The 23,321-nt window shown below is 72.3% G+C and carries 25 protein-coding genes and 7 tRNA genes; 21 read left to right on the plus strand and 11 right to left on the minus strand.

Features of this window, described 5'->3' with window-relative positions; genetic code table 11:
* Positions 1–31: 31 nt before the first annotated feature.
* The 5 genes from ACFYMP_RS10735 to ACFYMP_RS10755 form a co-directional block, all read right to left on the minus strand.
* Positions 32–103, minus strand: a tRNA-Val gene (locus tag ACFYMP_RS10735).
* Positions 104–134: 31 nt separating this feature from the next.
* Positions 135–206, minus strand: a tRNA-Val gene (locus ACFYMP_RS10740).
* 44 nt (positions 207–250) lie between these two features.
* Positions 251–322: transfer RNA gene (locus ACFYMP_RS10745), tRNA-Val, on the minus strand.
* Position 323: 1 nt separating this feature from the next.
* A tRNA-Cys gene (locus tag ACFYMP_RS10750) sits at positions 324–397 on the minus strand.
* Between the two features lie 38 nt (positions 398–435).
* Positions 436–508 (minus strand) — tRNA-Gly (locus ACFYMP_RS10755).
* Between the two features lie 145 nt (positions 509–653).
* Here ACFYMP_RS10755 and ACFYMP_RS10760 point away from each other — a divergent pair.
* From ACFYMP_RS10760 to ACFYMP_RS10770, 3 genes are read left to right on the plus strand one after another with little or no spacing between them, the layout of a single operon-like run.
* Positions 654–1,712, plus strand: a complete 1,059-nt coding sequence (locus ACFYMP_RS10760) for a chorismate-binding protein (protein WP_388853891.1) — start codon at positions 654–656, stop codon at positions 1,710–1,712.
* Positions 1,709–2,542 (plus strand): aminotransferase class IV, encoded by an 834-nt coding sequence (locus tag ACFYMP_RS10765; protein WP_388853894.1) that lies wholly within the window; start codon positions 1,709–1,711, stop codon positions 2,540–2,542. Before ACFYMP_RS10760 ends, ACFYMP_RS10765 begins: the two co-directional genes overlap by 4 nt.
* 45 nt (positions 2,543–2,587) lie before the next feature.
* On the plus strand, positions 2,588–3,412 hold the full coding sequence (locus ACFYMP_RS10770) for a GNAT family N-acetyltransferase (protein ID WP_388853897.1): 825 nt from the start codon (positions 2,588–2,590) through the stop codon (positions 3,410–3,412).
* A gap of 17 nt (positions 3,413–3,429) precedes the next feature.
* Here the strand turns inward: ACFYMP_RS10770 and ACFYMP_RS10775 are convergent, their stop codons facing one another.
* A complete protein-coding gene (locus ACFYMP_RS10775) occupies positions 3,430–3,963 on the minus strand; it encodes a DsbA family protein (RefSeq protein WP_388853900.1) in 534 nt (177 codons plus the stop codon).
* A gap of 221 nt (positions 3,964–4,184) precedes the next feature.
* Here ACFYMP_RS10775 and ACFYMP_RS10780 point away from each other — a divergent pair, with 221 nt between their 5' ends.
* Both ACFYMP_RS10780 and ACFYMP_RS10785 read left to right on the plus strand, forming a co-directional pair.
* Positions 4,185–4,643 (plus strand): hypothetical protein, encoded by a 459-nt coding sequence (locus ACFYMP_RS10780; RefSeq protein ID WP_388853903.1) that lies wholly within the window; start codon positions 4,185–4,187, stop codon positions 4,641–4,643.
* A 265-nt stretch (positions 4,644–4,908) separates the two neighbouring features.
* The gene (locus ACFYMP_RS10785) at positions 4,909–5,325 is read left to right on the plus strand and encodes a hypothetical protein (RefSeq protein WP_388854324.1); all 417 of its coding nucleotides are present in this window, start codon (positions 4,909–4,911) and stop codon (positions 5,323–5,325) included.
* 118 nt (positions 5,326–5,443) lie between these two features.
* Here ACFYMP_RS10785 and ACFYMP_RS10790 read toward each other — a convergent pair whose 3' ends face one another.
* Together ACFYMP_RS10790 and ACFYMP_RS10795 are read right to left on the minus strand one after the other, a co-directional pair.
* The gene (locus ACFYMP_RS10790; protein ID WP_388853906.1) at positions 5,444–6,004 is read right to left on the minus strand and encodes a CGNR zinc finger domain-containing protein; all 561 of its coding nucleotides are present in this window, start codon (positions 6,002–6,004) and stop codon (positions 5,444–5,446) included.
* A gap of 229 nt (positions 6,005–6,233) precedes the next feature.
* On the minus strand, positions 6,234–6,647 hold the full coding sequence (locus ACFYMP_RS10795; protein ID WP_003959770.1) for an SsgA family sporulation/cell division regulator: 414 nt from the start codon (positions 6,645–6,647) through the stop codon (positions 6,234–6,236).
* Between the two features lie 343 nt (positions 6,648–6,990).
* Between ACFYMP_RS10795 and ACFYMP_RS10800 the strand changes: the two genes are divergently transcribed.
* From ACFYMP_RS10800 to ACFYMP_RS10815, 4 genes are all read left to right on the plus strand, one after another.
* A complete protein-coding gene (locus ACFYMP_RS10800) occupies positions 6,991–7,449 on the plus strand; it encodes a TIGR02611 family protein (protein WP_388854300.1) in 459 nt (152 codons plus the stop codon).
* A gap of 63 nt (positions 7,450–7,512) precedes the next feature.
* Positions 7,513–7,584, plus strand: a tRNA-Val gene (locus ACFYMP_RS10805).
* A 77-nt stretch (positions 7,585–7,661) separates the two neighbouring features.
* A complete protein-coding gene (locus tag ACFYMP_RS10810; RefSeq protein WP_388853909.1) occupies positions 7,662–8,132 on the plus strand; it encodes an SRPBCC family protein in 471 nt (156 codons plus the stop codon).
* Between the two features lie 39 nt (positions 8,133–8,171).
* Positions 8,172–8,243 (plus strand) — tRNA-Val (locus ACFYMP_RS10815).
* A 68-nt stretch (positions 8,244–8,311) separates the two neighbouring features.
* Here the strand turns inward: ACFYMP_RS10815 and ACFYMP_RS10820 are convergent.
* Complete coding sequence (locus ACFYMP_RS10820) at positions 8,312–9,043, minus strand: exonuclease domain-containing protein (protein WP_388854303.1); 732 nt, start codon at positions 9,041–9,043, stop codon at positions 8,312–8,314.
* A gap of 319 nt (positions 9,044–9,362) precedes the next feature.
* Between ACFYMP_RS10820 and thrS the strand changes: the two genes are divergently transcribed.
* The gene (gene thrS / locus ACFYMP_RS10825) at positions 9,363–11,339 is read left to right on the plus strand and encodes a threonine--tRNA ligase (RefSeq protein ID WP_388853912.1); all 1,977 of its coding nucleotides are present in this window, start codon (positions 9,363–9,365) and stop codon (positions 11,337–11,339) included.
* Positions 11,340–11,387: 48 nt separating this feature from the next.
* On the opposite strand, the gene ACFYMP_RS10830 is transcribed toward thrS, so the two are convergent.
* Positions 11,388–12,083 carry a potassium channel family protein gene (locus ACFYMP_RS10830; protein ID WP_388853915.1) on the minus strand — a complete coding sequence of 232 codons (696 nt, stop codon included), beginning with the start codon at positions 12,081–12,083 and terminating at the stop codon, positions 11,388–11,390.
* Between the two features lie 67 nt (positions 12,084–12,150).
* On the opposite strand from ACFYMP_RS10830, the gene ACFYMP_RS10835 reads away from it, so the two are divergent.
* Positions 12,151–12,714, plus strand: coding sequence for an HIT family protein (locus ACFYMP_RS10835; protein ID WP_388853918.1), 564 nt, complete (start codon positions 12,151–12,153; stop codon positions 12,712–12,714).
* An 84-nt stretch (positions 12,715–12,798) separates the two neighbouring features.
* On the opposite strand, the gene ACFYMP_RS10840 is transcribed toward ACFYMP_RS10835, so the two are convergent.
* Positions 12,799–14,451, minus strand: a complete 1,653-nt coding sequence (locus ACFYMP_RS10840; RefSeq protein ID WP_388853921.1) for a hypothetical protein — start codon at positions 14,449–14,451, stop codon at positions 12,799–12,801.
* A gap of 485 nt (positions 14,452–14,936) precedes the next feature.
* Here ACFYMP_RS10840 and pgsA point away from each other — a divergent pair, with 485 nt between their 5' ends.
* The 10 genes from pgsA to ruvB all read left to right on the plus strand — a co-directional run bounded on the left by pgsA (position 14,937) and on the right by ruvB (position 23,237).
* Positions 14,937–15,608: a phosphatidylinositol phosphate synthase gene (pgsA, locus tag ACFYMP_RS10845; RefSeq protein WP_388853924.1), complete on the plus strand. Its 672-nt coding sequence runs from the start codon at positions 14,937–14,939 to the stop codon at positions 15,606–15,608.
* A 5-nt stretch (positions 15,609–15,613) separates the two neighbouring features.
* A complete protein-coding gene (locus ACFYMP_RS10850) occupies positions 15,614–16,531 on the plus strand; it encodes a phosphatidylinositol mannoside acyltransferase (protein ID WP_388854306.1) in 918 nt (305 codons plus the stop codon).
* Entirely contained in the window at positions 16,528–17,688 is a 1,161-nt protein-coding gene (locus ACFYMP_RS10855) for a glycosyltransferase family 4 protein (protein ID WP_388853927.1), read from the plus strand. Before ACFYMP_RS10850 ends, ACFYMP_RS10855 begins: the two co-directional genes overlap by 4 nt.
* 178 nt (positions 17,689–17,866) lie before the next feature.
* Positions 17,867–18,409, plus strand: a complete 543-nt coding sequence (locus ACFYMP_RS10860; protein WP_388853930.1) for a hypothetical protein — start codon at positions 17,867–17,869, stop codon at positions 18,407–18,409.
* Positions 18,410–18,519: 110 nt separating this feature from the next.
* The gene (pdxS, locus tag ACFYMP_RS10865) at positions 18,520–19,413 is read left to right on the plus strand and encodes a pyridoxal 5'-phosphate synthase lyase subunit PdxS (RefSeq protein ID WP_388853933.1); all 894 of its coding nucleotides are present in this window, start codon (positions 18,520–18,522) and stop codon (positions 19,411–19,413) included.
* Positions 19,403–20,011 (plus strand): pyridoxal 5'-phosphate synthase glutaminase subunit PdxT, encoded by a 609-nt coding sequence (gene pdxT, locus ACFYMP_RS10870; RefSeq protein ID WP_388853937.1) that lies wholly within the window; start codon positions 19,403–19,405, stop codon positions 20,009–20,011. Before pdxS ends, pdxT begins: the two co-directional genes overlap by 11 nt.
* Before the next feature lie 48 nt (positions 20,012–20,059).
* On the plus strand, positions 20,060–20,821 hold the full coding sequence (locus ACFYMP_RS10875) for a YebC/PmpR family DNA-binding transcriptional regulator (protein ID WP_388853940.1): 762 nt from the start codon (positions 20,060–20,062) through the stop codon (positions 20,819–20,821).
* 119 nt (positions 20,822–20,940) lie between these two features.
* On the plus strand, positions 20,941–21,495 hold the full coding sequence (gene ruvC, locus ACFYMP_RS10880) for a crossover junction endodeoxyribonuclease RuvC (RefSeq protein WP_388853943.1): 555 nt from the start codon (positions 20,941–20,943) through the stop codon (positions 21,493–21,495).
* A complete protein-coding gene (gene ruvA / locus ACFYMP_RS10885) occupies positions 21,492–22,109 on the plus strand; it encodes a Holliday junction branch migration protein RuvA (protein ID WP_388853946.1) in 618 nt (205 codons plus the stop codon). The genes ruvC and ruvA overlap by 4 nt, the downstream gene beginning before the upstream one ends.
* 42 nt (positions 22,110–22,151) lie before the next feature.
* The gene (ruvB, locus tag ACFYMP_RS10890) at positions 22,152–23,237 is read left to right on the plus strand and encodes a Holliday junction branch migration DNA helicase RuvB (RefSeq protein ID WP_388853949.1); all 1,086 of its coding nucleotides are present in this window, start codon (positions 22,152–22,154) and stop codon (positions 23,235–23,237) included.
* Positions 23,238–23,321 lie beyond the last annotated feature (84 nt).

Below are 23,321 nucleotides of genomic sequence, written 5' to 3' on the forward strand. Positions count from 1 at the left end.
CCCGGCCGAGGGCCGGGGGCTCTGTGCGCGGTGGACGATACTGGGATTGAACCAGTGACCTCTTCCGTGTCAGGGAAGCGCTCTCCCGCTGAGCTAATCGTCCGGGGTCACGGCCGGGGGCCGTGAACACTGCGTGCGCGATACTGGGATTGAACCAGTGACCTCTTCCGTGTCAGGGAAGCGCTCTCCCGCTGAGCTAATCGCGCGGGGAAACCGTCGGACCGGAACCAGGCCCGGTCAGGGGCTTCAGTGGACGATACTGGGATTGAACCAGTGACCTCTTCCGTGTCAGGGAAGCGCTCTCCCGCTGAGCTAATCGTCCATGGAGGTGGAGACGGGATTTGAACCCGTGTAGACGGCTTTGCAGGCCGTTGCCTCGCCTCTCGGCCACTCCACCCCGATCGTGAGGGGTTCGGGAAGATCCCCTCACTGCCGAGCGGACGACCAGGTTCGAACTGGCGACCTCAACCTTGGCAAGGTTGCGCTCTACCAACTGAGCTACGTCCGCTTGTCGGTGTCCGGGGCGTTTTCGCGTCCCGGCGACGTGGTGAACTCTAGCGGATTCCCGGGCCAGCACAAAAACGCGTTTGCGCAGCGTGCGCGGACACCGCCGGCCGGGCGTGAGGCCGCGTGCCGCGCCTACACTCGCCGACGTGCACCACCTCCCTCCTCTGGCCCGCTTCGGCGGCCTGCTCGCGACCGACCTGCGGGACGTGACCTCCGACCCCGCGGCGCTGGAGAGCAGGGGCTTCTGGGCCGTGGCCGCCGACTTCGAGGGCCGGCTCACCTGCGCCCGCTTCGGCGACGTCCGCCCCGACCCGGTACCCGCGCCCCGCCCGCACGCCTGGCGCGGCCCCGCCGCCGGAACGTGGACCTCCTCGCTCGGGCGCGCGGCGTACGTCGAGGGGGTGCGCCGGATACGCGCGGCGATAGCGCGCGGTGAGGTGTACCAGGCCAATCTCTGCCGGGTCCTGAGCGCACCGCTGCCCGATCCGGAGGCGGCCGACCCCGAAGCGCTCGCCGCCCTGCTCGCACGCGGCAACCCCGCCCCGTACGCGGGGGTGATCCGCCTGCCGGCGCACGGGGTGGAGATCGCCACCGCCTCGCCCGAACTCTTCCTGCGCAGGGAGGGCCGCGTCCTCACCTCGGGGCCCATCAAGGGCACCGGCCGCACCGAGGCCGACCTCCTGGAGAAGGACCACGCGGAGAACGTGATGATCGTCGATCTGGTCCGCAACGACCTCGGACGAATCTGCGCGAGCGGCAGTGTGAGCGTGCCGGCCCTGTGCGCCGTCGAACGGCATCCCGGGCTGGTCCACCTCGTCTCCACCGTGCGCGGCGAACTCGCCGAGGGCGCGGGCTGGCCCGAACTGCTCGCCGCCACCTTCCCGCCCGGCTCCGTCACCGGCGCCCCCAAGTCCAGCGCCCTGCGCCTGCTCGCGGACCTGGAGCCCACGCCGCGCGGCCCGTACTGCGGGGGCGCCGGCTGGATCGACGCCGACCGCGGGACGGGCGAACTCGCCGTCGCCATCCGCACGTTCTGGATCGAGCGGGGCCACGCGGCCGGGCCGGTCCTGAAGTTCGGCACCGGGGCGGGCATCACCTGGGGATCGGACCCCGAGCGCGAGTGGCGCGAGACCGAACTGAAAGCCGCCCGGCTGCTGGCCGTGGCATCGGGTACGTACGAGGAAAGCGAGGGAAGCGTCCTATGAGCGCGACGACGATCTGGGTGAACGGCCGGCTGCGCGAGGCCGGGGAGGCGCGGGTCTCCGCCCTCGACCACGGGATCACCGTGGGCGACGGGGTGTTCGAGACCGTGAAGGCCGTCGAAGGGGCGCCCTTCGCGCTCACCCGGCACCTCGACCGGCTGGCCCGGTCGGCCCGGGGCCTCGGGCTGCCCGAGCCCGACCTCGACGAGGTGCGCCGCGCCTGCGCCGCCGTCCTCGCGGAGCAGCCCGTCGCGCTCGGCCGGCTGCGCATCACCTACACCGGGGGCGTCTCGCCGCTCAGTTCGGACCGGGGCGACCAGCCGCCCACGCTGATCGTCGCCGTCGGCGCCATCGCGCCCCGCCCGGACACCACCGCCGTCGTGACCGTGCCGTGGGTGCGCAACGAGCGCGGGGCGCTGAGCGGCCTCAAGACCACCTCGTACGGGGAGAACGTGCTGGCCCTGGCTCGGGCCCGGGAGGACGGCGCCTCCGAGGCCCTGTTCGCCAACACCGTGGGCCAGTTGTGCGAGGGCACCGGCTCCAACGTGTTCGTCGTGCTCGACGGGCAGACGTACACCCCGCCGCTCGCCTCCGGCTGCCTCGCGGGCATCACCCGGGCCCTGACCGTCGACTGGACCGGCGCCCAGGAGAGCGACCTGCCCCTGGACGTCCTTCAGCGGGCCGAGGAGATCTTCCTTACCTCGACGACGCGCGACGTCCAGGCCGTCCACCGCGTCGACGCGCGCGAACTGGCCCCCGGTCTGGGCCCGGTGACCGCCAAGGCCATGCGGGTCTTCGCCGAGCGCTCGGCCGCCGACCCCGACCCGGTCTGAGAAAAGCCCTGGTGCACGCGGGGCCGCCTGGGTAGAACGTCGGTGATGACCACGACCCTGCGGCCCACCGAGCCGCTTCAGCACTCCGCCGACGGCGCCCTCTCGCGCGCGTACCGGATCTGCGTGAACAGCCGCCCGGTCGGCCAACTGGCGCTGCGCACCGACCCCCGTCTCGGCTCCGAGGTGGGGGAGGTGGTCGGCCTGCGCATCGACGAGCAGGACCGTTCCCGGGGCCGGGGGACCGTGGCGCTGCTCGCCGCCGAGGAGATATTCCGCGACTGGCGGTGCCGCCGCGTCGAGGTGACCGTGCCCGCGGACTCGGCGGCCGGGCTGCGGCTGGCGGAGGCGCTCGGCTACACCGAGACCAGTCGCCGGCTGCGCAAGTGCCTGCCCGCGACGCGGCCCGCCCTGCCGCCGGGCACCACCGCCCGGCGCATGACCGAGGCCGAGTTCGGCCCCTGGCTCGCGCACGAGAAGGAGACGTACACGCGCTCCTGGACCGAGCGGGGGCTCTCCCCGGAGCGGGCGCGTGCCGTCTGCGAACACGACCACGCCCACGCCTTCACCGACGGGCCGCGCACCCGGGGACACCGCCTGTGGGTGCTGGAGCACGAGGGCACCGTCGTCGGCACCCTCTGGCTCGCCGACCGTGAGACGGACGTCTACGTCATGGACGTCGAGACGCTGCCGGAGCACCGGGGCCGGGGCCACGGCAGGTCCCTCATGCGGCTCGCCGAGATCGACGGGCTGAGCGAGGGACACCGGGCCGTGGAACTGAACGTGGTGTGCGCCAACACCCCGGCGCTGCGGCTCTACGAGTCCCTCGGCTACCGCCAGGAGACCCGGCGCTTCACCAAGGACCTCCGCTGAGGGGCCGCGGAGGCGTCTCAGCCCCGCTCGGCGAGCAGCCCGTCGGCGAGGGCCTCGACGCGTTCACGCAACCCCTCCTGGGACTTGCCGCCGTCGAGCCGTTCGCCGCCGATCTCGTACGTCGGGGTGCCGGTCACACCGATCGCCCGGCCCTCGGCCTGGTCGGCGTCGACCACCAGCAGGTGCCGCCCGTCCACCAGGGCCGTGTCGAACTCCTCGGCGTCGAGGCCCAGCTCCCGCGCCGCCTCGATCAGGAAGGGCTCCCCGCGCTTCGAGAACTGCCCGACCCGGGACAGCACCCACTCGACGTAGGGCCAGCCCTTCCCCTGGGCCGCCGCCTCCTCGGCGGCCTGGGCACCGGCGTACGCGTACTTGTGCTTGTCCAGCGGGAAGTGGCGCAGCCGGATCTCCAGCCGGTCGCCGTAGCGCTCACGCAGCGCGCGCAGGTCGTCGAGCGCGCTGCGGCAGTCGGGACACTGGAGTTCGCACCAGACGTCCAGTACGACGGGGGAGGGGGCGGCAGAGTCCGCCACGGGCTTCGGATCGCTCATCCGTCCAGTCTTCCAGCAGGCCCGCCACCCGCCCAACCGGGACCTGAGCAGGAGGAGCGACCCGGAAAAGACCCGGAGATCCGACGAAGGTGGGGCTGGCACCATGGCCTGCCCCCTTCGGGCGGTGCACGATGGAGACGGACGCGACAAGAGACGCACACAGGGGGCGGCGGGCGCGCCCACGTGGACCGCCGCCGTACACCGACGCCTGGAGGGCCCGGATGATAGCCGAGACGATCTGTTCCGCCGTGGCGGCGGCCGGTCTGGGGATCGCCGCGGTCACGGCGTACCGCAAGCGTTTCCTGTCCGCCGCGCGCGTCGCGGCCTACTCCCTCGTCCCGCTGGGCCTCGTGATGACGGGCGCCGTGCAGTGGGCCGCCGACACCGCCTTCAGCCCGGTGGCCTGGGCGGGCTTCGGGGTGCTCGGCGCGGCCTGGCTGCTGTTCCTGGCCACCCGGTCCGTGGAGCGGCGGCGGGGCGGCACCCGCAAGGAACGCAGGGCGGCGGCCCGCGCGGCCCGGCAGGGGGCGGTCGAACCGGCCGCCTCGGCCCCGTCCCTCGGCGGTTCCTCGCCCACGCGGCCCACGGCCGCCCCGCCCAGGGCCGGTAGCGGTCGGCCGAAGGCGCCGGAGGACGACTTCAGCGACATCGAGGCCATCCTCAAGAAGCACGGCATCTGAGCGGCGGCCCCGACGGCCCGCACCCTGTCGGGCGGGGCCTGTGCGCGACGGGCGGGCCTCTTCGCAGAAGGGGGCGGGCGGACCTCTGGGTGATCGTCCCGCCATGTGAGACCCGTCTGTTCGAACGGCGGCGGGTATCCGGGCAGCTCGCCCGCCCCGGTCACGCCGAGTGAAATCGAACTCGCGTCGTGGAACGGTGAATGACGCCCGCGCGGGGCTGTTTTGATCACCCGGCGCCCTTCCGGTGCGTCATGATCGCTGCGTCATGCCCGAGACATCCCTGACCGAGGCCCACGCCCCCGGGGCGGCAGCCGTCGGCCCCACCGTTCCCCCGCCCCGCCCGCAGCCGGTCGCCCCCCGGCCCCCGTGTGTCCCCGTCGGCGGCCTCGCCGCCCGGCCGAGCCGCGGGGCCACGCCGTGCCCGGAGACCGTCGAGATCCGGCCTCCCCGCGCCCCCGAGCGGGAAGTTGCCGCCCCGGGGCCGGCCGCCCGGGTCGCGGAGCCGTCCGCCGCGGCGCCCCTCGTCCCGGCGACCCCACCCGAGACCGGGCACGGGGTATCGCTCACCGGACAGGAGAAGGGGTGCCTGTTCGCGCTGTCCCAGCCGCCTCTCATGATCTTCCTGACCGTGGTGGGGCTGCTGTTGCTGATGGGCGCGGTGCACGACCTCTTCATCGCCTGAGGGCCACGCGGCCGGGCGCCTGTGAGCGGGCCCGGGATCCGCCGTCGCGGCTGTGTGGTCCTGAGTGGTCCTGCGCGCTCCTGAGAAGAGCGTTCCGTGACGCTCGGCAACGACGCGCTCACCCCGTGGCCGCCTCCTTGCGGCGGGCCCGGTACGCCGCGACATGGAGGCGGTTCCCGCAGGTGCGGCTGTCGCAGTAGCGGCGCGAGCGGTTGCGCGAGAGGTCGACGAAAGCCCGTCCGCAGTCCGGTGCCTCACAGCGCCGCAGTCGTTCCCGCTCGTCGGCGACCACGAGGAAGGCGAGAGCCATTCCGCAGTCGGCCGACAGGTGGTCCGCGATCGAGGCGCCCGGGGCGAAGTAGTGCACGTGCCATTCGTAGCCGTCGTGGTCGGTCAGCCGTGGTGTGGTCCCGGCCTGCGCCACGAGTTCATTGATGATCCGCACGGCGGTGGGCGTGTCCGGAGCCGAGAAGACCTTGGCGAACCGGTCGCGGACCTCCCGCGTGGCCCGGAGGTCCGCGGCCCCCAGCAGGCCCGTGTCGCTGATGTCGTGGGAGCGGACGAACTCCTCCAGCTCCCCGAGTCCGGAGAGCCGGTCCGGCCGCTCGCCGTTCGGGGCGGTGTTCACCAGATCCACCGCCGCCTCCAGCGCGCACCGGGTGTCGTGGGTGATCAGCACCTTGCACTCCCTGCCCCCGAGGCGGGCCGCTGCCCGCCGGTTGACGGCAGATGCTAGTGCCTCCCCGGCCGAGGCCGGGGGCGACGGGAACGCGAACACGCCCGCCCGGCCGGCACGTGGTGCGTGCCGGCCGGGCGGGCGCGTCGCCTCACCCACTGGTCGGGACCCGCACCGCCGCCCCGAGTCGGGCGGTGCGGGCGGCGCTCTCGCCTCCTGGTCTCAGCTGCGTTCAGCTCTCCGCCAGGATGTGCGAAAGCTCCGTGTCGAGATCGAAGTGACGATGCTCCGTGCCGGGCGGCACGGCGGCGTCGGTGCGCTTGAGGAAGGACTCCAGGGCCCTCGCGGGGGCCTCCAGCAGGGCTTCTCCCTCCGGAGAGCTGAGCGCGATGCAGACGACGCCCTGACCGTGGCTGCGGGACGGCCAGACGCGGACGTCGCCGGTGCCCGTGGGCCGGTGCAGGCCCTCGGCGAGGAGATCACGGGCGAAGACCCACTCGACGGTCTCCTCGGCTCCGGTGTGGAAGGTGGCGTGCACGGCGTAGGGATCGGCCGTGTCATACCGCAGCCCCGCCGGGACGGGCAGGGACGACTCGCTCGACACAACGAGGCGCAGGTGCAGCTCGCAGCTGACCGTGGTGTTCATAAGCGCCAGGGCCTTTCGCTCAGTGTGCGCTCGGGGATTCGCACGTCGGCGAAATCGACATGCCACCTACGGTGCCGTTGTAAACCCCTCTGAGGGATTTCGTCTGGTTTGGGTAGCTCGTACGGAGGGTCGGAATTATCCCGATACCGCCATTCCGGTCACGGAGACGGTTCGGGTAAAGTCCGGACCCATGAATACGGGGAGTGACGAGCAGTCCGCGCGGCCCTCGGTCGCGCGCGGCGAGCGTGCCGGCACGGTCGGTGGCCTCGAAGGAAAAGGGCCCGCCGCGAGCCACCCGGCCCCGGCCGGAGAATCCGCCGGGGCGGCGGGCGGACGGGAATCGGTGGCGACCGGTGAGGCCGGGACTGAATCCGCGAGGAGATCCCGGACGGAGGGCGGAAACGCGGCGGAATCCGGAAAGGGCGGGGAACCCGCGCTCGGCTCCCGCGCCCCGCAATTCGTCCAGCGGCGCCGCACCCTCCACCTCAGCTGGCAGGTCGGCGTCTTCGTGATCGGTCTCGCCGTGGTCGTCGCGGGGGCCCTGATGCTCGTCCTGCCCGGACCGGGCTGGGTCGTGATCTTCGGCGGCATGGCCATCTGGGCCACCGAGTTCGTCTGGGCGCAGCTCGTCCTGCGGTGGACCAAACGCAAGGTCACCGAGGCCGCCAGGCGCGCGCTCGACCCCGCGGTGCGCCGCCGCAACATCATCCTGACCGTGACCGGTCTGGTGATCGTCGCGGCCGTGATCCTGGTCTACGTCGTGAAGTTCGGCCTGGAGCTGCCCTGGAACATCGACCGGTGAGCGCGGCCCCGCGCGGGGCGGACGGAGCACCCGCTGACATGCGGTAATGTTCTTCCTGCGTCCGGGCGATTAGCTCAGTGGGAGAGCGCTTCGTTCACACCGAAGAGGTCACTGGTTCGAACCCAGTATCGCCCACCCCGGACCCGCGGCCCGGAGGCTTCAAGCCTCCGGGCCGCAGGTGTGTCCGGGCCCGTGCGCGGAAGGCTTCCGGCATGAACCTCCACCACTACCGCTTCCGTGCCCGCTGGGACCTGCCCGCGCCGCCCGCCGCCGTGTACGGGTTCCTCGCCCGCGCCGAGGAGTACCCGCGCTGGTGGCCCCAGGTCAGGGAGGCCCACCGGAGCCCCGACGGCCTCGGCGGCAGCGCCCGGGTGCGCGCCTTCCTGCCGTACGACCTCCGGATCACCCTGCGCGAACGCGAGCGCGACGCCGGAGCCGGACTCCTGTCCGCCGAGGTGACCGGTGATCTCAAAGGGTTCCTGCGCTGGACGCTGAGCGCCCGGGGAGGCGGCACCCGCGCCGACTACCTCCAGGAGGTCGAGGTGCGCAGCCCCCTGCTGCGCCGCCTCGTGCTGCCGGGGCGCCCCCTGTTCCGGCTCAACCACCGGCTGATGATGCGCTCCGGGGAGCGGGGTCTGTGCCGGGCCCTCGCCGAACGGCCGACCACCGAAAAGGCGGTTTGAACGAAGGGCGCCGAGCCCTGTATGGTTCAGTGCGTTCCCGGGCGATTAGCTCAGTGGGAGAGCGCTTCGTTCACACCGAAGAGGTCACTGGTTCGAACCCAGTATCGCCCACCGGGAAAGCCGGTCCGTCGAGTTGACGGACCGGCTTCTTTGTTCTCCCCGGCCCCCGCCCCCGCTTCCTAGGCGTCCTCGGTCACCACGCGCAGCCCCGGACGCAGGGGCCACGAAGGACCCTCCGGCCGGTCCGGCGCCGTGCGCCCGAACCAGGGCTGGCCGCGCGTCTGGCCCGCGTGCCACGCCCCTTGCAAGGAGTGCAGCTCCATCGGCGACAGCCGCTCCAGCCGGGCGGAGAAGCGCCGGCCCACCGCACGCACCACCTCCAGCGCCGCGAGCGCCTCGGACGCCGGGTCGTGGGGCTGCCCCCGCTCCACCCCGTAGAGCGCGCACAGGTCGGCCACCCCCCTGGTCCCCTTGCGGTAGCGGTCGAGATGGCCGTCCAGGACCTTCGGGTCCAGCACCCACAGCGGCTTCCCCGCGAGCCGCTCGGAGAGCCGGCTCGCCCGGTGCCTGCGCAGCTCGCGGTCCAGCAGGGTCAGCGCGAACGGTGCGTCCAGGACCACCAGGGGGCGCGCCGTGAGCGCCTGCTCCCGCAGACCGCGCGCCATCTCGTCCACCGCCGGGGCCGGCCAGCGCCCGTTGCGCTGCACGTACGCGTCGGTCAGCCCGTGCACGGCCGTGGCCGCCGCCGACAGCGGAACTCCCGGGGACACCAGCCACCGGTCGGTGCGGGGCCGCGCGCCGGGGAAGTCCTGCACGACGACGGCGGCCGAGACGATCCGGTCACGCTCCGCGTCCAGCCCGGTCGTCTCGATGCCGAAAGCGGCGAGCGGCCCCTCGTACCAGCACGTCATGTCCATCCAACTCCTCGCCCACGCAGGGCAGATGGCGTGAACTCCGTCGAGCAGGTGATACCCGCGAGCCGGTGCCGGTACGCGGGGAGCGCGCGTCCGGGCGGTGAGCGGGCGGTGCGCGTGACGGTCGCGTGGCGGACCGGTCCCCGCGCCGTGGTGCGGCCGTGCCCGCGACGCGAGCAGGCCCGGTGAAGGGCGCCGCGGCGCTCCCGGCGAGGGGGCGGGACGGCCCTTTCGCGCCGGGCCCCCCGGGCTCGGTAGCATTCGGGTACACGTGCCGTGCTGTAGGCGCGTGCCCCATCCCAGTCAGGAGAGACCGGTGTCAGACGTCCGTGTGATCATCCAACGCGATTCCGAGCGGGACGAGCGCGTGGTGACGACGGGCACTACGGCCGCCGAGCTCTTCCCGGGCGAGCGCACCGTGATCGCCGCCCGCGTGGATGGCGAGCTGAAGGACCTCGCGTACGCCGTCCAGGACGGCGAGCGGGTCGAGCCCGTGGAGATCTCCTCCGAGGACGGTCTCGGCATCCTGCGCCACTCCACCGCGCACGTCATGGCCCAGGCCGTGCAGGAGCTGTTCCCCGAGGCCAAGCTCGGCATCGGCCCGCCGGTCAAGGACGGCTTCTACTACGACTTCGACGTCGAGAAGCCGTTCACGCCCGAGGACCTCAAGGCCGTCGAGAAGAAGATGCAGGAGATCCAGAAGCGCGGTCAGCGTTTCTCGCGCCGGGTCGTCAGCGACGAGGAGGCCCGCGCGGAGCTGGCCGGGGAGCCCTACAAGCTGGAGCTGATCGGCCTCAAGGGCGGCGCCTCCAGTGAGGACGGTTCGAACGTCGAGGTGGGCGGCGGCGAGCTGACCATCTACGACAACCTCGACCCCAAGAGCGGCGAGCTGTGCTGGAAGGACCTCTGCCGGGGCCCGCACCTGCCCACGACCAGGAACATCCCCGCGTTCAAGCTCATGCGCAACGCCGCCGCCTACTGGCGCGGCAGCGAGAAGAACCCGATGCTCCAGCGCATCTACGGGACCGCCTGGCCCTCCAAGGACGAGCTGAAGGCCCACCTGGAATTCCTCGCCGAGGCCGAGAAGCGCGACCACCGCAAGCTCGGCAACGAACTCGACCTCTTCTCCTTCCCGGAGGAGGTCGGCCCCGGCCTCGCCGTCTTCCACCCCAAGGGCGGCATCATCCGCCGCGCCATGGAGGACTACTCGCGCCGCCGGCACGAGGAGGAGGGGTACGAGTTCGTCTACACCCCGCACGCCACCAAGGGCGCCCTCTTCCAGAAGAGCGGGCACCTGGACTGGTACGCCGACGGCATGTACCCCCCCATGCAGCTCGACGACGGGGTGGACTACTACCTCAAGCCGATGAACTGCCCCATGCACAACCTCGTCTTCGACGCCCGGGGCCGTTCCTACCGTGAGCTGCCGCTGCGGCTGTTCGAGTTCGGCACGGTCTACCGCTACGAGAAGTCCGGGGTCGTGCACGGCCTGACCCGCTCGCGCGGCTTCACGCAGGACGACGCGCACATCTACTGCACCCGCGAGCAGATGGCCGAGGAACTCGACCGGACGCTCACCTTCGTGCTGAACCTGCTGCGCGACTACGGCCTCGACGACTTCTATCTGGAGCTGTCCACCAAGGACCCGGAGAAGTTCGTCGGCACCGACGAGGCGTGGGAGGAGGCGACCGCGACGCTCCAGCAGGTCGCCGAGAAGCAGGGCCTGCCCCTCGTCCCCGACCCGGGCGGGGCCGCGTTCTACGGGCCGAAGATCTCCGTGCAGGCCCGCGACGCGATCGGCCGCACCTGGCAGATGTCCACCGTGCAGCTCGACTTCAACCTGCCCGAGCGCTTCGACCTGGAGTACACCGCGGCCGACGGCTCCAAGCAGCGGCCGGTCATGATCCACCGCGCGCTGTTCGGTTCGATCGAGCGCTTCTTCGCCGTCCTGCTGGAGCACTACGCGGGCGCCATGCCGCCCTGGCTCGCCCCCGTGCAGGCCGTCGGCATCCCGGTCGGCGACGCGCACGTCCCCTACCTCCAGGAGTTCGCCGCGCAGGCCCGCGGGAAGGGCCTGCGCGTCGACGTGGACGCCTCCTCGGACCGGATGCAGAAGAAGATCCGCAACCAGCAGAAGCAGAAGGTCCCCTTCATGATCATCGTCGGTGACGAGGACATGAACGCGGGCACCGTCTCCTTCCGCTACCGCGACGGCTCCCAGGAGAACGGCGTGGCCAGGGAAGAGGCGATCGCCAAGCTGCTCGACGTCGTGGAGCGGCGCGCCCAGGTCTGACGGGCCCGGCGACGTCCGGGCGACGTACATTGGCCGGCCCCCGCGGGCTCAGTCCCGCGGGGGCCGGTCCGCGTCCCGCGCCACGGCGTCCTCGTCGCGCCTCGCCGCCCTCGGGTCCCGCGCCCCGAACACCCCGAGCAGCCACGTCGAGAAGGCCCCGGTCACCGCGCCCAGCAGCGCGATTCCGCAGGCCATCAGGCAGACCGCGACGGTGCGGCCCCAGCCGGTGACGGGGACGGCGTCGCCGTAGCCGACCGTGGCGAGCGTCGCGCAGGCCCACCACACCGCCTGCCCGAAGGAGCGGATCGAGGCCCCCGGGGCGTCGCGTTCCAGGGCGTACACCGTGAGCGCGCAGGTGTAACCCAGCACCAGGACGGCGATCCCGGTGTACGTGATGACCCGGGCCGGGACCGAGAGGCTGGGCCCGCCGCGGCGGCGTTGCACCGCCTCGTAGACCGGTACGAAGGCCAGCGGGCGCAGCAGCGGCAGCACCACGATCAGGGCGGTCAGCGGGTGGCGGCGCGGAAAGCGGCGGCCGTCCCCGGACCCTCGCCAGCGCACCGCGTAGTCCAGGGCCGCGATCGCCCAGGCCAGGGCGATCGCGGCCAGGCACAGGTCGAGCCCCCAGTCCGGGAGATCCCGCACCAGGACCCGGACCGAGTACGCGACGAGGAAGACGAGCGCGGCGAGGCTGAGCGGGGCCTCGCGGTGGGGTCCGCTGCGCGGTCTGTTCTCCTCGTGCACCGGCCCAGCTTGGACCAGGGGCCCGGCCGGAGGGGACCGACGACACGCTCCCGAACAGCGAAGCCATATGCTGCATCCCATGACGAGTGAGCCGGAACAGCAGATCGGAGTGGGGACGCCGGACGCGTTCCAGCGTCTGTGGACGCCCCACCGGATGGCCTACATCCAGGGGGAGAACAAGCCGACCGGCCCGGAGGCCGGTGACGGCTGCCCGTTCTGCGCGATCCCCTCCGCGACCGACGAGGCCGGTCTCGTCGTGCGCCGCGGCGAGCACGTCTACGGGGTTCTCAACCTGTACCCGTACAACGGCGGGCACCTCATGGTCGTCCCCTACCGGCACGTGGCCGACTACACCGAGCTGACCGGTCCGGAGACCGCCGAACTCGCCGCGCTGACCAAGCAGGCCATGGCCGCCCTGCGCACCGCCTCCGGGGCGCACGGCTTCAACATCGGCATGAACCAGGGCACGGTGGCCGGCGCGGGGATCGCCGCCCACCTGCACCAGCACGTCGTACCGCGCTGGGGCGGGGACACCAACTTCATGCCGGTGATCGGCCAGACCCAGGTGCTGCCGCAACTGCTCGGCGAGACCCGCGCGATGATCGCGGCGGCCTGGCCGGACGAGCGGTAGGGCCTCCCCTCGTCCCGTCGGCGCGCCGCAGCCGGCCGCCCCGTGGGCGGCCGGCTGCTGGGTTCACTCCTCCCGCGCCGTGGCTCAGGCGTCGTAGAGGTCGGCCTTGCGGGGGGAGGGGTCCTGTACGGCCCCGCTCAGGGAACCGGCGCGGCTGCCGAAGTTGCTCGTGTCCACGCCGTGCTCGTCCAGCACCTTGATCGCGGCCGCGTGCACGACCCGCAGCACCGGGGTGGCGGCGCGCAGCGCGTCGTCCGCCATGAAGCGGTGGCGCCACGGCTTCGCCGCCCAGGCGTGCCGCAGGCCGAAGGGCTCGGGCAGCGAGAGCTTGCCGCCGAGGTGTTCCAGGACCGGCGGGTACCAGCTGAGCGGCGCGCGTGCCGCTATGCGCACCACCTCGCCCGCGTCGACCAGCGGCAGCGTGCTCGTCTTGGTCTCCCAGAAGCGCACGGACTTCGGCTTGGTGACCGTCTTCGGTGCGGGCTTCGTCATGAACAGCGAGTGCACCGGGCCCAGCGCGTGGCCGGTGACCTCGATGCGCAGCGTCTCGTGCAGCACGGTCACCGTGATGAGCATGGTGATGACCAACTGGCCGTCCCAGAGCACGAACTGGGCGCCCAGGTAATGCCGGTCGCCCGCGCCGAACTGCTGCTCGTTGCAGATCCGCTGGACCTCGTGGTCACGGATCTGGAAGGCGTCCACATCGGTGCCCTCGGGCCGCGCCACCGCTCCCGCGTTCTCGCCGATCGGCGTCACGATCCAGTGCCGGACGCTGGGCTCGGGGAAACCACCCGTGTGCAGCGGGCCCCGGGCCAGCAGCTTGAGCTGGTCGTGGATGCCCCGGATCACGTCGTAACTGCGGAAGGGGTGGATCTCCGCCGCGGGGTCGCGCGACACCAGTTCCTCCGCGAGCTGCCAGCTGCCCCACCGCGTCCCCATGCCGAGAATCCCCTTGGGGCCGGCGTAGAAGACCGAGTTGGAGCGCTGCTCGGCGGTCAGCCGGGCCAGGCTCTGGCGCAGCCGCTCGGCCGCCGTCTCGTTCGGGTGGGTGGGCACCGCCTCCGGGATCTTCGCGCCGAGGCCGCCGCCCGAGAGCAGGCTCTCCCAGCGGGTGCGCAGGTCACGGGCGGTGCGCTCGCACACCTGCTTGGCGAAGTACCAGCCGACGGCCGGGGCCACCACACAGGCCCGTAGGTACCAGGCCCAGAAACCGCCGAAGGGCAGCTTGAGCAGGAACAGCAGGGCCAGCACGCCGAGCGCGAGCATCAGCGGCATCACGAGCAGCGAGGCGCGCCGGTTGGAACTCTCCGCGACACTGCGCCGGATCGCGAACCCCGCCAGCCACAGCAGCAGTCCGGGCAGGAACACCACGCCGAACACGAGCATGACGAGGGTCAGCCGCTTGTCGCGCTCGCGGCGGATACGGTTCGCGGCGAGACAGTGCTCGACGACGACCTGCGGTTCGGTGCCGAAGGACTGGATCAGCGGGCTGCGGCCGGCGCCCAGCATGCGCGTCTGGACGGCGTGCGAGAAGGCCTCGCCGAGGTCGGGGCGCAGCATCTTGATCCTCGGCGCGGACACCTTGCACTCGTGCCACTCGCTGTTGGCCTTGAGGATCTCGTCGACCGGGCCGTCGCGGTACGCGGCGGAGGCGAGGGCCTGGGTCGCCGCCGTCTGCCCGGCGGTCCCCGAGAGCGGCACCTGCGCCCCCGGACTGAAGTCGAAGCTACTGCTCATCCTGCCCCCATCACCGGCGTCCGCTTCCGCTGACGTTCCCGACTCCCGCGTCCCGCACACCTGTTGATCAGTTCATCAGCGTATCGGGCCGGGCTCCTTCCGTCACCGGGCCGAGGCAAGACCGGCCGCGCGCACACGGGGCGGACAGCGGCACGGAAGGAGCCCGTCCGCTTGTTCCCGGGCCTCGCGGCCCTCAGGGCACCGACGGGGGCCGTCCGGGAACGGCCGAAACGTGTCGTTCGTCCGAGGTGCCCGAAGCATCCGGGCCGCCCGCCACGGCGGCCCGGGTCCGCGGCCGGGGACGCGCCCCCCGGTACGTGACACGCCGACCGCCGCCCCGCGGCCGGGTGGCACGGGCGCCCGGCCGCGGGGCGCGGGGACGGCCGGGCCCGGGTGCCCGGCATCCGGGCGGCGGCGCGCGTGACTACGATGGGCCAGCCGGTGGCCGTAGGGGCCGCAAGGCACCCGAAACCTCTGGGAAGGCCATGCTGAACAAGTACGCGCGTGCGTTCTTCACGCGTGTCCTCACGCCGTTCGCCGCGTTTCTGCTCCGGCGGGGGGTGAGCCCCGACGCGGTCACCCTGACCGGGACGGCGGGAGTCGTCGCCGGCGCCCTCGTGTTCTTCCCGCGCGGCGAGTTCTTCTGGGGCACGATCGTCATCACGCTGTTCGTGTTCTCGGACCTCGTGGACGGCAACATGGCCCGCCAGGCGGGCATCTCCAGCCGCTGGGGAGCCTTCCTCGACTCGACGCTCGACCGGGTCGCGGACGCGGCGATCTTCGGCGGCTTCACGCTCTGGTACGCGGGCGAGGGCGACAACAACCTGCTGGCCGCCGTCGCCGTCTTCTGCCTGGCGAGCGGACAGGTCGTGTCCTACACCAAGGCCCGGGGCGAGGCGATCGGGCTGCCGGTCGCCGTCAACGGGCTCGTCGAGCGCGCCGAGCGGCTCGTGATCACCCTCGTGCTCGCCGGACTCGCGGGCTTCCACAACTTCGGCGTGCCGGGCATCCAGATCCTGCTGCCGATCGCCCTGTGGGTCGTCGCGGCCGGTTCCCTCGTCACCATCGTGCAGCGCGTCGTCACCGTGCGCCGGGAGTCGGCCGAGGCCGACGCGGCGGCCCAGGCGTCCGCGCGGGGGAGTGAGGCCACCTCGTGACCGGTCTGCCGAGCAGGGACGAACTGACCGACCGGCTCTACGGACTGGGCTGGAGCACCGTCAAGACGCTGCCCGAACCGGCCGCGAGGGCGCTCGGCCGTACCATCGCCGACCAGACCTGGAAACGGCGCGGCAAGGGCGTACTGCGGCTGGAGGCCAACCTCAAACGGGTGGTCCCGGGCGCCGGGGAGCAGCGGCTCGCCGAACTCTCCCGCGCCGGGATGCGCTCCTACCTGCGGTACTGGATGGAGTCCTTCCGGCTCCCGGCCTGGAGCGAGAAGCGGGTACGCGCCGGATTCACCCCCGAGGGCCTGGAGAACCTGGAGAAGGCCATGGACGCGGGGCGCGGCGTGATACTCGCCCTCCCGCACCTCGCCAACTGGGACCTCGCCGGCGCCTGGGTCACCACCGAACTCGGCATCCCCTTCACGACGGTCGCCGAACGCCTCAAGCCCGAGTCGCTCTACGACCGGTTCGTCGCCTACCGCGAGGGCCTCGGTATGGAGGTGCTCCCGCACACCGGGGGCGCCGCCTTCGGGACGCTCGCCCGCCGGCTGCGCGCGGGCGGCATGGTGTGCCTGGTCGCCGACCGCGACCTGTCCGCCTCCGGCGTCCAGGTCGACTTCTTCGGCGAGGCCACCCGTATGCCCGCCGGGCCCGCGATGCTCGCCCAGCACACCGGGGCGGCCCTCCTGCCGGTCACCCTGTGGTACGACCGCACGCCGGTCATGCGGGGCCGGGTCCACCCCGAGGTCGCGGTCCCCGCAGCCGGGAGCAGGGCAGAGAAGACCGCGCTCATGACCCAGGCGCTCGCCGACGCCTTCGCCTCCGGGGTGGCCGCCCACCCGGAGGACTGGCACATGCTCCAGAAGTTCTGGCTCGCCGATCTCGACGGGGCTTCGCCGCGCCAGGAGTCGCCATGAGGATCGGCATCGTCTGCCCGTACTCCTGGGACGTACCGGGCGGCGTCCAGTTCCACATCCGTGACCTCGCCGAGCACCTGATCCGCCTCGGCCACGAGGTGTCCGTCCTCGCCCCGGCCGACGAGGACACCCCGCTGCCGCCGTACGTCGTCTCGGCCGGTCGCGCCGTCCCGGTGCCGTACAACGGCTCGGTGGCCCGGCTCAACTTCGGGTTCCTGTCCGCCGCGCGAGTACGCCGCTGGCTCCAGCAGGGACACTTCGACGTCATCCACATCCACGAGCCGTCCTCGCCCTCGCTGGGGCTGCTGACCTGCTGGGCGGCGCGCGGACCGATCGTCGCGACCTTCCACACCTCCAACCCGCGCTCCCGGGCGATGATCGCGGCCTACCCCATCCTGCAGGCGGCCCTGGAGAAGATCAGCGCCCGTATCGCGGTCAGCGAGTACGCGCGGCGCACGCTCGTCGAACACCTCGGCGGCGACGCCGTCGTCATCCCCAACGGGGTCGACGTCTCCTTCTTCGCGAACGCCGAGCCCAAGGCCGAGTGGCAGGGCGACACGATCGGCTTCATAGGGCGCATCGACGAGCCCCGCAAGGGACTGCCGGTCCTCATGAGGGCCCTCCCGGAGATCCTGGCCGCCCGCCCGCGCACCCGCCTGCTGGTCGCCGGACGCGGGGACGAGGAGGAGGCCGTGGAGTCCCTCCCCGAGGCCCTGCGCGACCGCGTCGAGTTCCTCGGCATGGTCAGCGACGAGGACAAGGCCAGGCTGCTGCGCAGCGTCGACCTGTACGTCGCGCCGAACACCGGCGGGGAGAGCTTCGGCATCATCCTCGTCGAGGCGATGTCCGCGGGGGCGGCCGTCCTCGCCAGCGACCTCGACGCCTTCGCCCAGGTCCTCGACCAGGGCGCGGCCGGCGAACTCTTCGCCAACGAGGACGCGGGGGCGCTCGCGCGCTCCGCCCTGCGCCTCCTGGAGGACCCCGCCCGCCGTGACGCGCTGCGGGCCCGGGGCCGCGAACACGTACGCCGCTTCGACTGGTCGACGGTGGGCGCGGACATCCTGGCGGTGTACGAGACGGTGGCCGACGGCGCGGCCTCGGTGGCGACCGACGAGAGACCGGGGCTGCGTCAGCGCTTCGGCCTGGCCCGCGAATAGCCTCCGGCGGGACCCGGGGCCGGCCCGGCGGTCCTCCTTCAGTCCTCAATCGCCGGACGGGCTCGGTGAGTGAACCCGGTGGGCGACCCAACCAGCCCGTCCGGCGCTTGAGGACAAAGGTGCGGCCGCAGGCGCACCACCCCCGTGAGCCCGTCCGCAGGACACTAGGCTCGGGCCCGTGACAACACTCGTGTGGATCGTCGTCGCCCTCGTCGCGATCGGGCTGTACCTGAGCTGGACGGCCGGCCGTCTCGACCGCCTGCACGCGCGGATCGACGCCGCGCGCGCCGCGCTGGACGCGCAACTGCTGCGCCGCGTCTCGGTGGCGCAGGAACTGGCGACGTCCGGGCTGCTCGACCCGGCCGCCTCCATCGTGCTGTACGAGGCCGCGCACGCGGCCCGGCAGGCGGAGGAGGAGCATCGGGAGGTCGTGGAGAGCGAGCTGAGCCAGGCGTTGCGGGCCGTGTTCGGCGAGCCGGAGCAGGTCGCCGCCGTCCGCGAGGCCCCCGGCGGGGACGCCGCCGCCGACGAACTGATCGAGGCGGTGCGCCGGGTCCCCATGGCCAGGCGGTTCCACAACGACGCCGTGCGCGCGGCCCGTTCCCTGCGCAGGCACCGTTCGGTCCGCTGGTTCCGGCTCGCCGGACACGCGCCGTTCCCCCTGGCCTTCGAGATGGACGACGAGCCCCCCGGGGCCCTCGCCGACCGCGTGCACGCCTGAGAACCCCGGGACCGAAAAGAGCCACTGCCCGCACATTGGCCCTTGTTGTGGACCCCGCGGCGGCGTTTGCTCGGGGAGCAAGCCGATTGCTCACCTTTGCGAGGTCCTCTGTGTCCAGTAACCCCACGACCGGTACCGCCCGTGTGAAGCGCGGAATGGCCGAACAGCTCAAGGGCGGCGTGATCATGGACGTCGTGACCCCCGAGCAGGCCAAGATCGCCGAGGACGCGGGGGCCGTCGCCGTCATGGCCCTGGAGCGGGTGCCGGCCGACATCCGCAAGGACGGCGGGGTCGCGCGCATGTCCGACCCGGACATGATCGAGGGCATCATCGAGGCCGTCTCCATCCCGGTCATGGCCAAGTCCCGCATCGGCCACTTCGTCGAGGCCCAGGTGCTCCAGGCCCTCGGCGTGGACTACATCGACGAGTCCGAGGTCCTCACCCCGGCCGACGAGGTCAACCACTCCGACAAGTTCGCCTTCACCACGCCGTTCGTCTGCGGCGCGACCAACCTGGGGGAGGCGCTGCGCCGCATCGCCGAGGGCGCCGCGATGATCCGCTCCAAGGGCGAGGCCGGCACCGGCAACGTCGTCGAGGCGGTGCGCCACCTGCGGCAGATCAAGGGCGAGATCGCCAAGCTGCGCGGCTGCGACAACAACGAGCTGTACGCCGCCGCGAAGGAGCTGCGCGCCCCCTACGAGCTGGTCAAGGAGGTCGCCGAACTGGGCAAGCTGCCCGTCGTGCTCTTCTCGGCCGGTGGCGTCGCCACCCCGGCTGACGCGGCCCTGATGCGGCAGCTCGGCGCCGAGGGCGTCTTCGTCGGCTCCGGCATCTTCAAGTCCGGTGACCCGGCGAAGCGGGCCGCCGCCATCGTCAAGGCGACGACCTTCTACGACGACCCCAAGGTGGTCGCCGACGCCTCCCGCAACCTCGGTGAGGCCATGGTCGGCATCAACTGCGACACCCTCCCCGAGTCCGAGCGGTACGCAAGCCGTGGCTGGTGAACCCACCGTCGGCGTCCTCGCCCTCCAGGGCGACGTCCGCGAGCACCTGGCCGCGCTCGGCGCGGCCGGGGCGCGGGCCGTCCCGGTGCGGCGCGTCGGGGAACTCGCGGCCGTGGACGGACTCGTCCTGCCCGGCGGCGAGTCCACCACGATCTTCAAGCTGGCCCGGCTCTTCGGCCTGCTGGAGCCGCTGCGCGAGGCCGTCGCCGACGGACTGCCGGTCTACGGGAGCTGCGCCGGGATGATCATGCTGGCCGACAAGATCCTCGACCCCCGCTCGGGGCAGGAGACCTTCGGCGGCATCGACATGATCGTGCGCCGCAACGCCTTCGGCCGGCAGAACGAGTCCTTCGAGGCGTCCTTCGCCATGACGGGGGTGCCCGGCGCCCCCGTGGACGGGGTCTTCATCCGCGCCCCCTGGGTGGAGTCCGTGGGCGCCGGGGCCGAGGTCCTGGCGACCTACGACGGGCACGTCGTCGCCGTACGGCAGGGCTCCGCCCTCGCGACGTCCTTCCACCCCGAGCTGACCGGCGACCACCGGGTCCACGCCCTGTTCACCGAGATGGTGCGGGAGAGGCCCGGCGGCTCCTCCCGGTAGGATCTCTTGCGTTCGTACGGAGATGGGTAACGCGAAGGAGACAGGCAGATGTCCGGCCACTCTAAATGGGCGACGACGAAGCACAAGAAGGCCGTGATCGACGCCAAGCGCGGCAAGCTCTTCGCGAAGCTGATCAAGAACATCGAGGTCGCGGCGCGGATGGGCGGCGCCGACGTCGAGGGGAACCCGACCCTGTTCGACGCCATCCAGAAGGCGAAGAAGCAGTCGGTCCCCAACAAGAACATCGACTCCGCGCTCAAGCGCGGCGCCGGTCTTGAGGCCGGCGGCGCCGACTACGAGACGATCATGTACGAGGGGTACGGCCCCAACGGCGTCGCGGTGCTGATCGAGTGCCTCACCGACAACCGCAACCGCGCCGCCTCGGACGTACGGGTCGCGATGACCCGCAACGGCGGTTCGATGGCCGACCCCGGCTCCGTGTCGTACCTGTTCAACCGCAAGGGTGTCGTCATCGTCCCCAAGGGTGAGCTGGGCGAGGACGACGTGCTCGGCGCGGTCCTCGACGCCGGCGCCGAGGAGGTCAACGACCTCGGTGACACCTTCGAGGTGCTGAGCGAGGCCACCGATCTGGTCGCGGTGCGCACCGCGCTCCAGGAGGCCGGTATCGACTACGACTCCGCCGACGCCAACTTCGTCCCGACCATGCAGGTGGAGCTGGACGAGGACGGCGCCCGCAAGATCTTCCGTCTGATCGACGCGCTGGAGGACAGCGACGACGTGCAGAACGTCTTCGCCAACTTCGACGTCTCCGACGAGGTCATGGAGAAGCTCGACGCGGTCGACGCCTGAGCGGCCACCCACGGCGGGCCGGGGGACGGGACACGTCCCCCGGCCCGCCGTCCGTTGTCGGTGGCAGCCGGTAGCCTGCACAAACACGTGAGCGAACGCGAGGGACGGGGGTGGGGCGCATGCGCGTACTGGGGGTCGACCCCGGTCTGACCCGGTGCGGGATCGGCGTGGTGGAAGGGGTGCCCGGCCGGCCGCTGACCCTGATCGGTGTCGGCGTCGTGCGCACCCCGGCCGACGCCGAACTCGGCGACCGGCTCGTCGCGATCGAGCGCGGCATCGAGGCGTGGCTCGACGAGCACCGGCCCGAATGCGTCGCCGTCGAACGCGTCTTCAGCCAGCACAACGTGCGCACCGTCATGGGCACCGCCCAGGCCAGCGCCGTCGCCACCCTGTGCGCCGCCCGGCGCGGCCTGCCCGTCGCCCTGCACACCCCCAGCGAGGTCAAGGCCGCCGTCACCGGCAGCGGCCGCGCCGACAAGGCCCAGGTCGGCGCGATGGTGACCAGGCTGCTGCGGCTCTCCGAGGCGCCGAAACCGGCCGACGCCGCCGACGCCCTGGCCCTCGCGATCTGTCACATCTGGCGGGCCCCCGCCACCAACCGCCTCCAGCAGGCCCACGAGCGGGCCCGCACGGCGTCCGCCCGCACGGCAACCGTACGAAAGGTCCCCCGATGATCGCCTTCGTCAGCGGCCCCGTCGCCGCCCTCGGCCCCGGCAGCGCGGTCGTCGAGGTCGGCGGGATCGGGATGGCGCTCCAGTGCACCCCGAACACCCTCGCCGGGCTGCGGATCGGGCAGGACGCCCGGCTGTCCACCTCGCTCGTCGTGCGCGAGGACTCGCTGACGCTGTACGGATTCGCCGACGACGACGAACGGCAGACCTTCGAACTGCTCCAGACCGCGAGCGGCGTCGGCCCCCGCCTCGCCCAGGCCATGCTCGCCGTGCACTCCCCGGACGCCCTGCGCCTCGCCGTCTCCACCGGCGACGAGAAGGCGCTGACCGCCGTCCCCGGCATCGGCAAGAAGGGCGCCCAGAAACTGCTCCTCGAACTGAAGGACAGGCTCGGCGAACCGCTGGGCACCGGGCGGCTCGGCGCCCAGCGCGCCGCGAGCGGCCCGGCGCCCTGGACCGAACAGCTGCACAACGCCCTCGTCGGACTCGGCTACCAGCCGCGCGAGGCCGAGGAGGCCGTGGTCGCCGTCACGCCGCAGGCCGAGGCGCAGGGCACGAGTCCGCAGGTCGGCACGCTCCTGAAGGCCGCCCTCCAGACCCTCAACAAGACCCGCTGACACGCACCCCCACCCACCCGCGAGAGAACAGAGGCCACCACCGTGAACTGGGACGACGAGGCAGTGGACAGCGCGCCCCCCGGCGCCGCCGACCCCCGGCTCGTCGACTCCGTGGCCGACGGGGAGGACACCGCCGTCGAGGCGGCGCTGCGCCCCAAGGACCTCGACGAGTTCATCGGCCAGCACAAGGTCCGTGAACAGCTCGACCTCGTGCTGAAGGCGGCCCGCGCCCGGGGCGCCACCGCCGACCACGTCCTGCTCTCCGGAGCCCCGGGCCTCGGCAAGACGACCCTCTCCATGATCATCGCGGCGGAGATGGGCGCCCCCATCAGGATCACCTCCGGCCCCGCGATCCAGCACGCCGGAGACCTCGCCGCGATCCTCTCCTCGCTCCAGGAGGGCGAGGTCCTCTTCCTCGACGAGATCCACCGGATGTCCCGGCCCGCCGAGGAGATGCTGTACATGGCGATGGAGGACTTCCGCGTCGACGTCATCGTCGGCAAGGGCCCCGGGGCGACCGCCATCCCGCTGGAACTGCCGCCCTTCACCCTGGTCGGCGCCACGACCAGGGCCGGACTGCTGCCGCCCCCACTGCGCGACCGCTTCGGCTTCACCGCGCACATGGAGTTCTACGCCCCCACCGAACTGGAACGGGTGATCCAGCGCTCGGCCCGCCTGCTCGACCTCGACATCGAGGAGAGGGGCGCCGCCGAGATCGCCGGACGCTCCCGCGGCACCCCCCGCATCGCCAACCGCCTGCTGCGCCGCGTACGCGACTACGCGCAGGTCAAGGCGGACGGGGTGATCACCGAGGAGATCGCCTCCGCGGCCCTCGGGGTGTACGAGGTGGACGAGCGCGGACTCGACCGCCTCGACCGCGCGGTCCTCGAAGCGCTCCTCAAACTGTTCGGCGGCGGGCCTGTGGGTCTTTCCACTCTGTCTGTCGCCGTGGGGGAGGAACGTGAGACTGTTGAGGAAGTGGCCGAGCCGTTCCTCGTCCGAGAGGGACTCCTGGCACGCACTCCGCGTGGCCGGGTGGCCACCCCGGCAGCCTGGGCCCACCTCGGGCTCACCCCGCCCCAGGGCGGTCCGGGAGCCCCAGGACAACCCAGCTTGTTCCGGACGTGACCGTCACGGTTATGGCCACGCCAGGAACTGCGGTGCGATGCTGAGCGTTGTTCCCTCGGCGGGGACTCGCCTAGACTCCGCCGA

Source organism: Streptomyces sp. NPDC007088, from assembly GCF_042869355.1.
Lineage (GTDB): Bacteria > Actinomycetota > Actinomycetes > Streptomycetales > Streptomycetaceae > Streptomyces.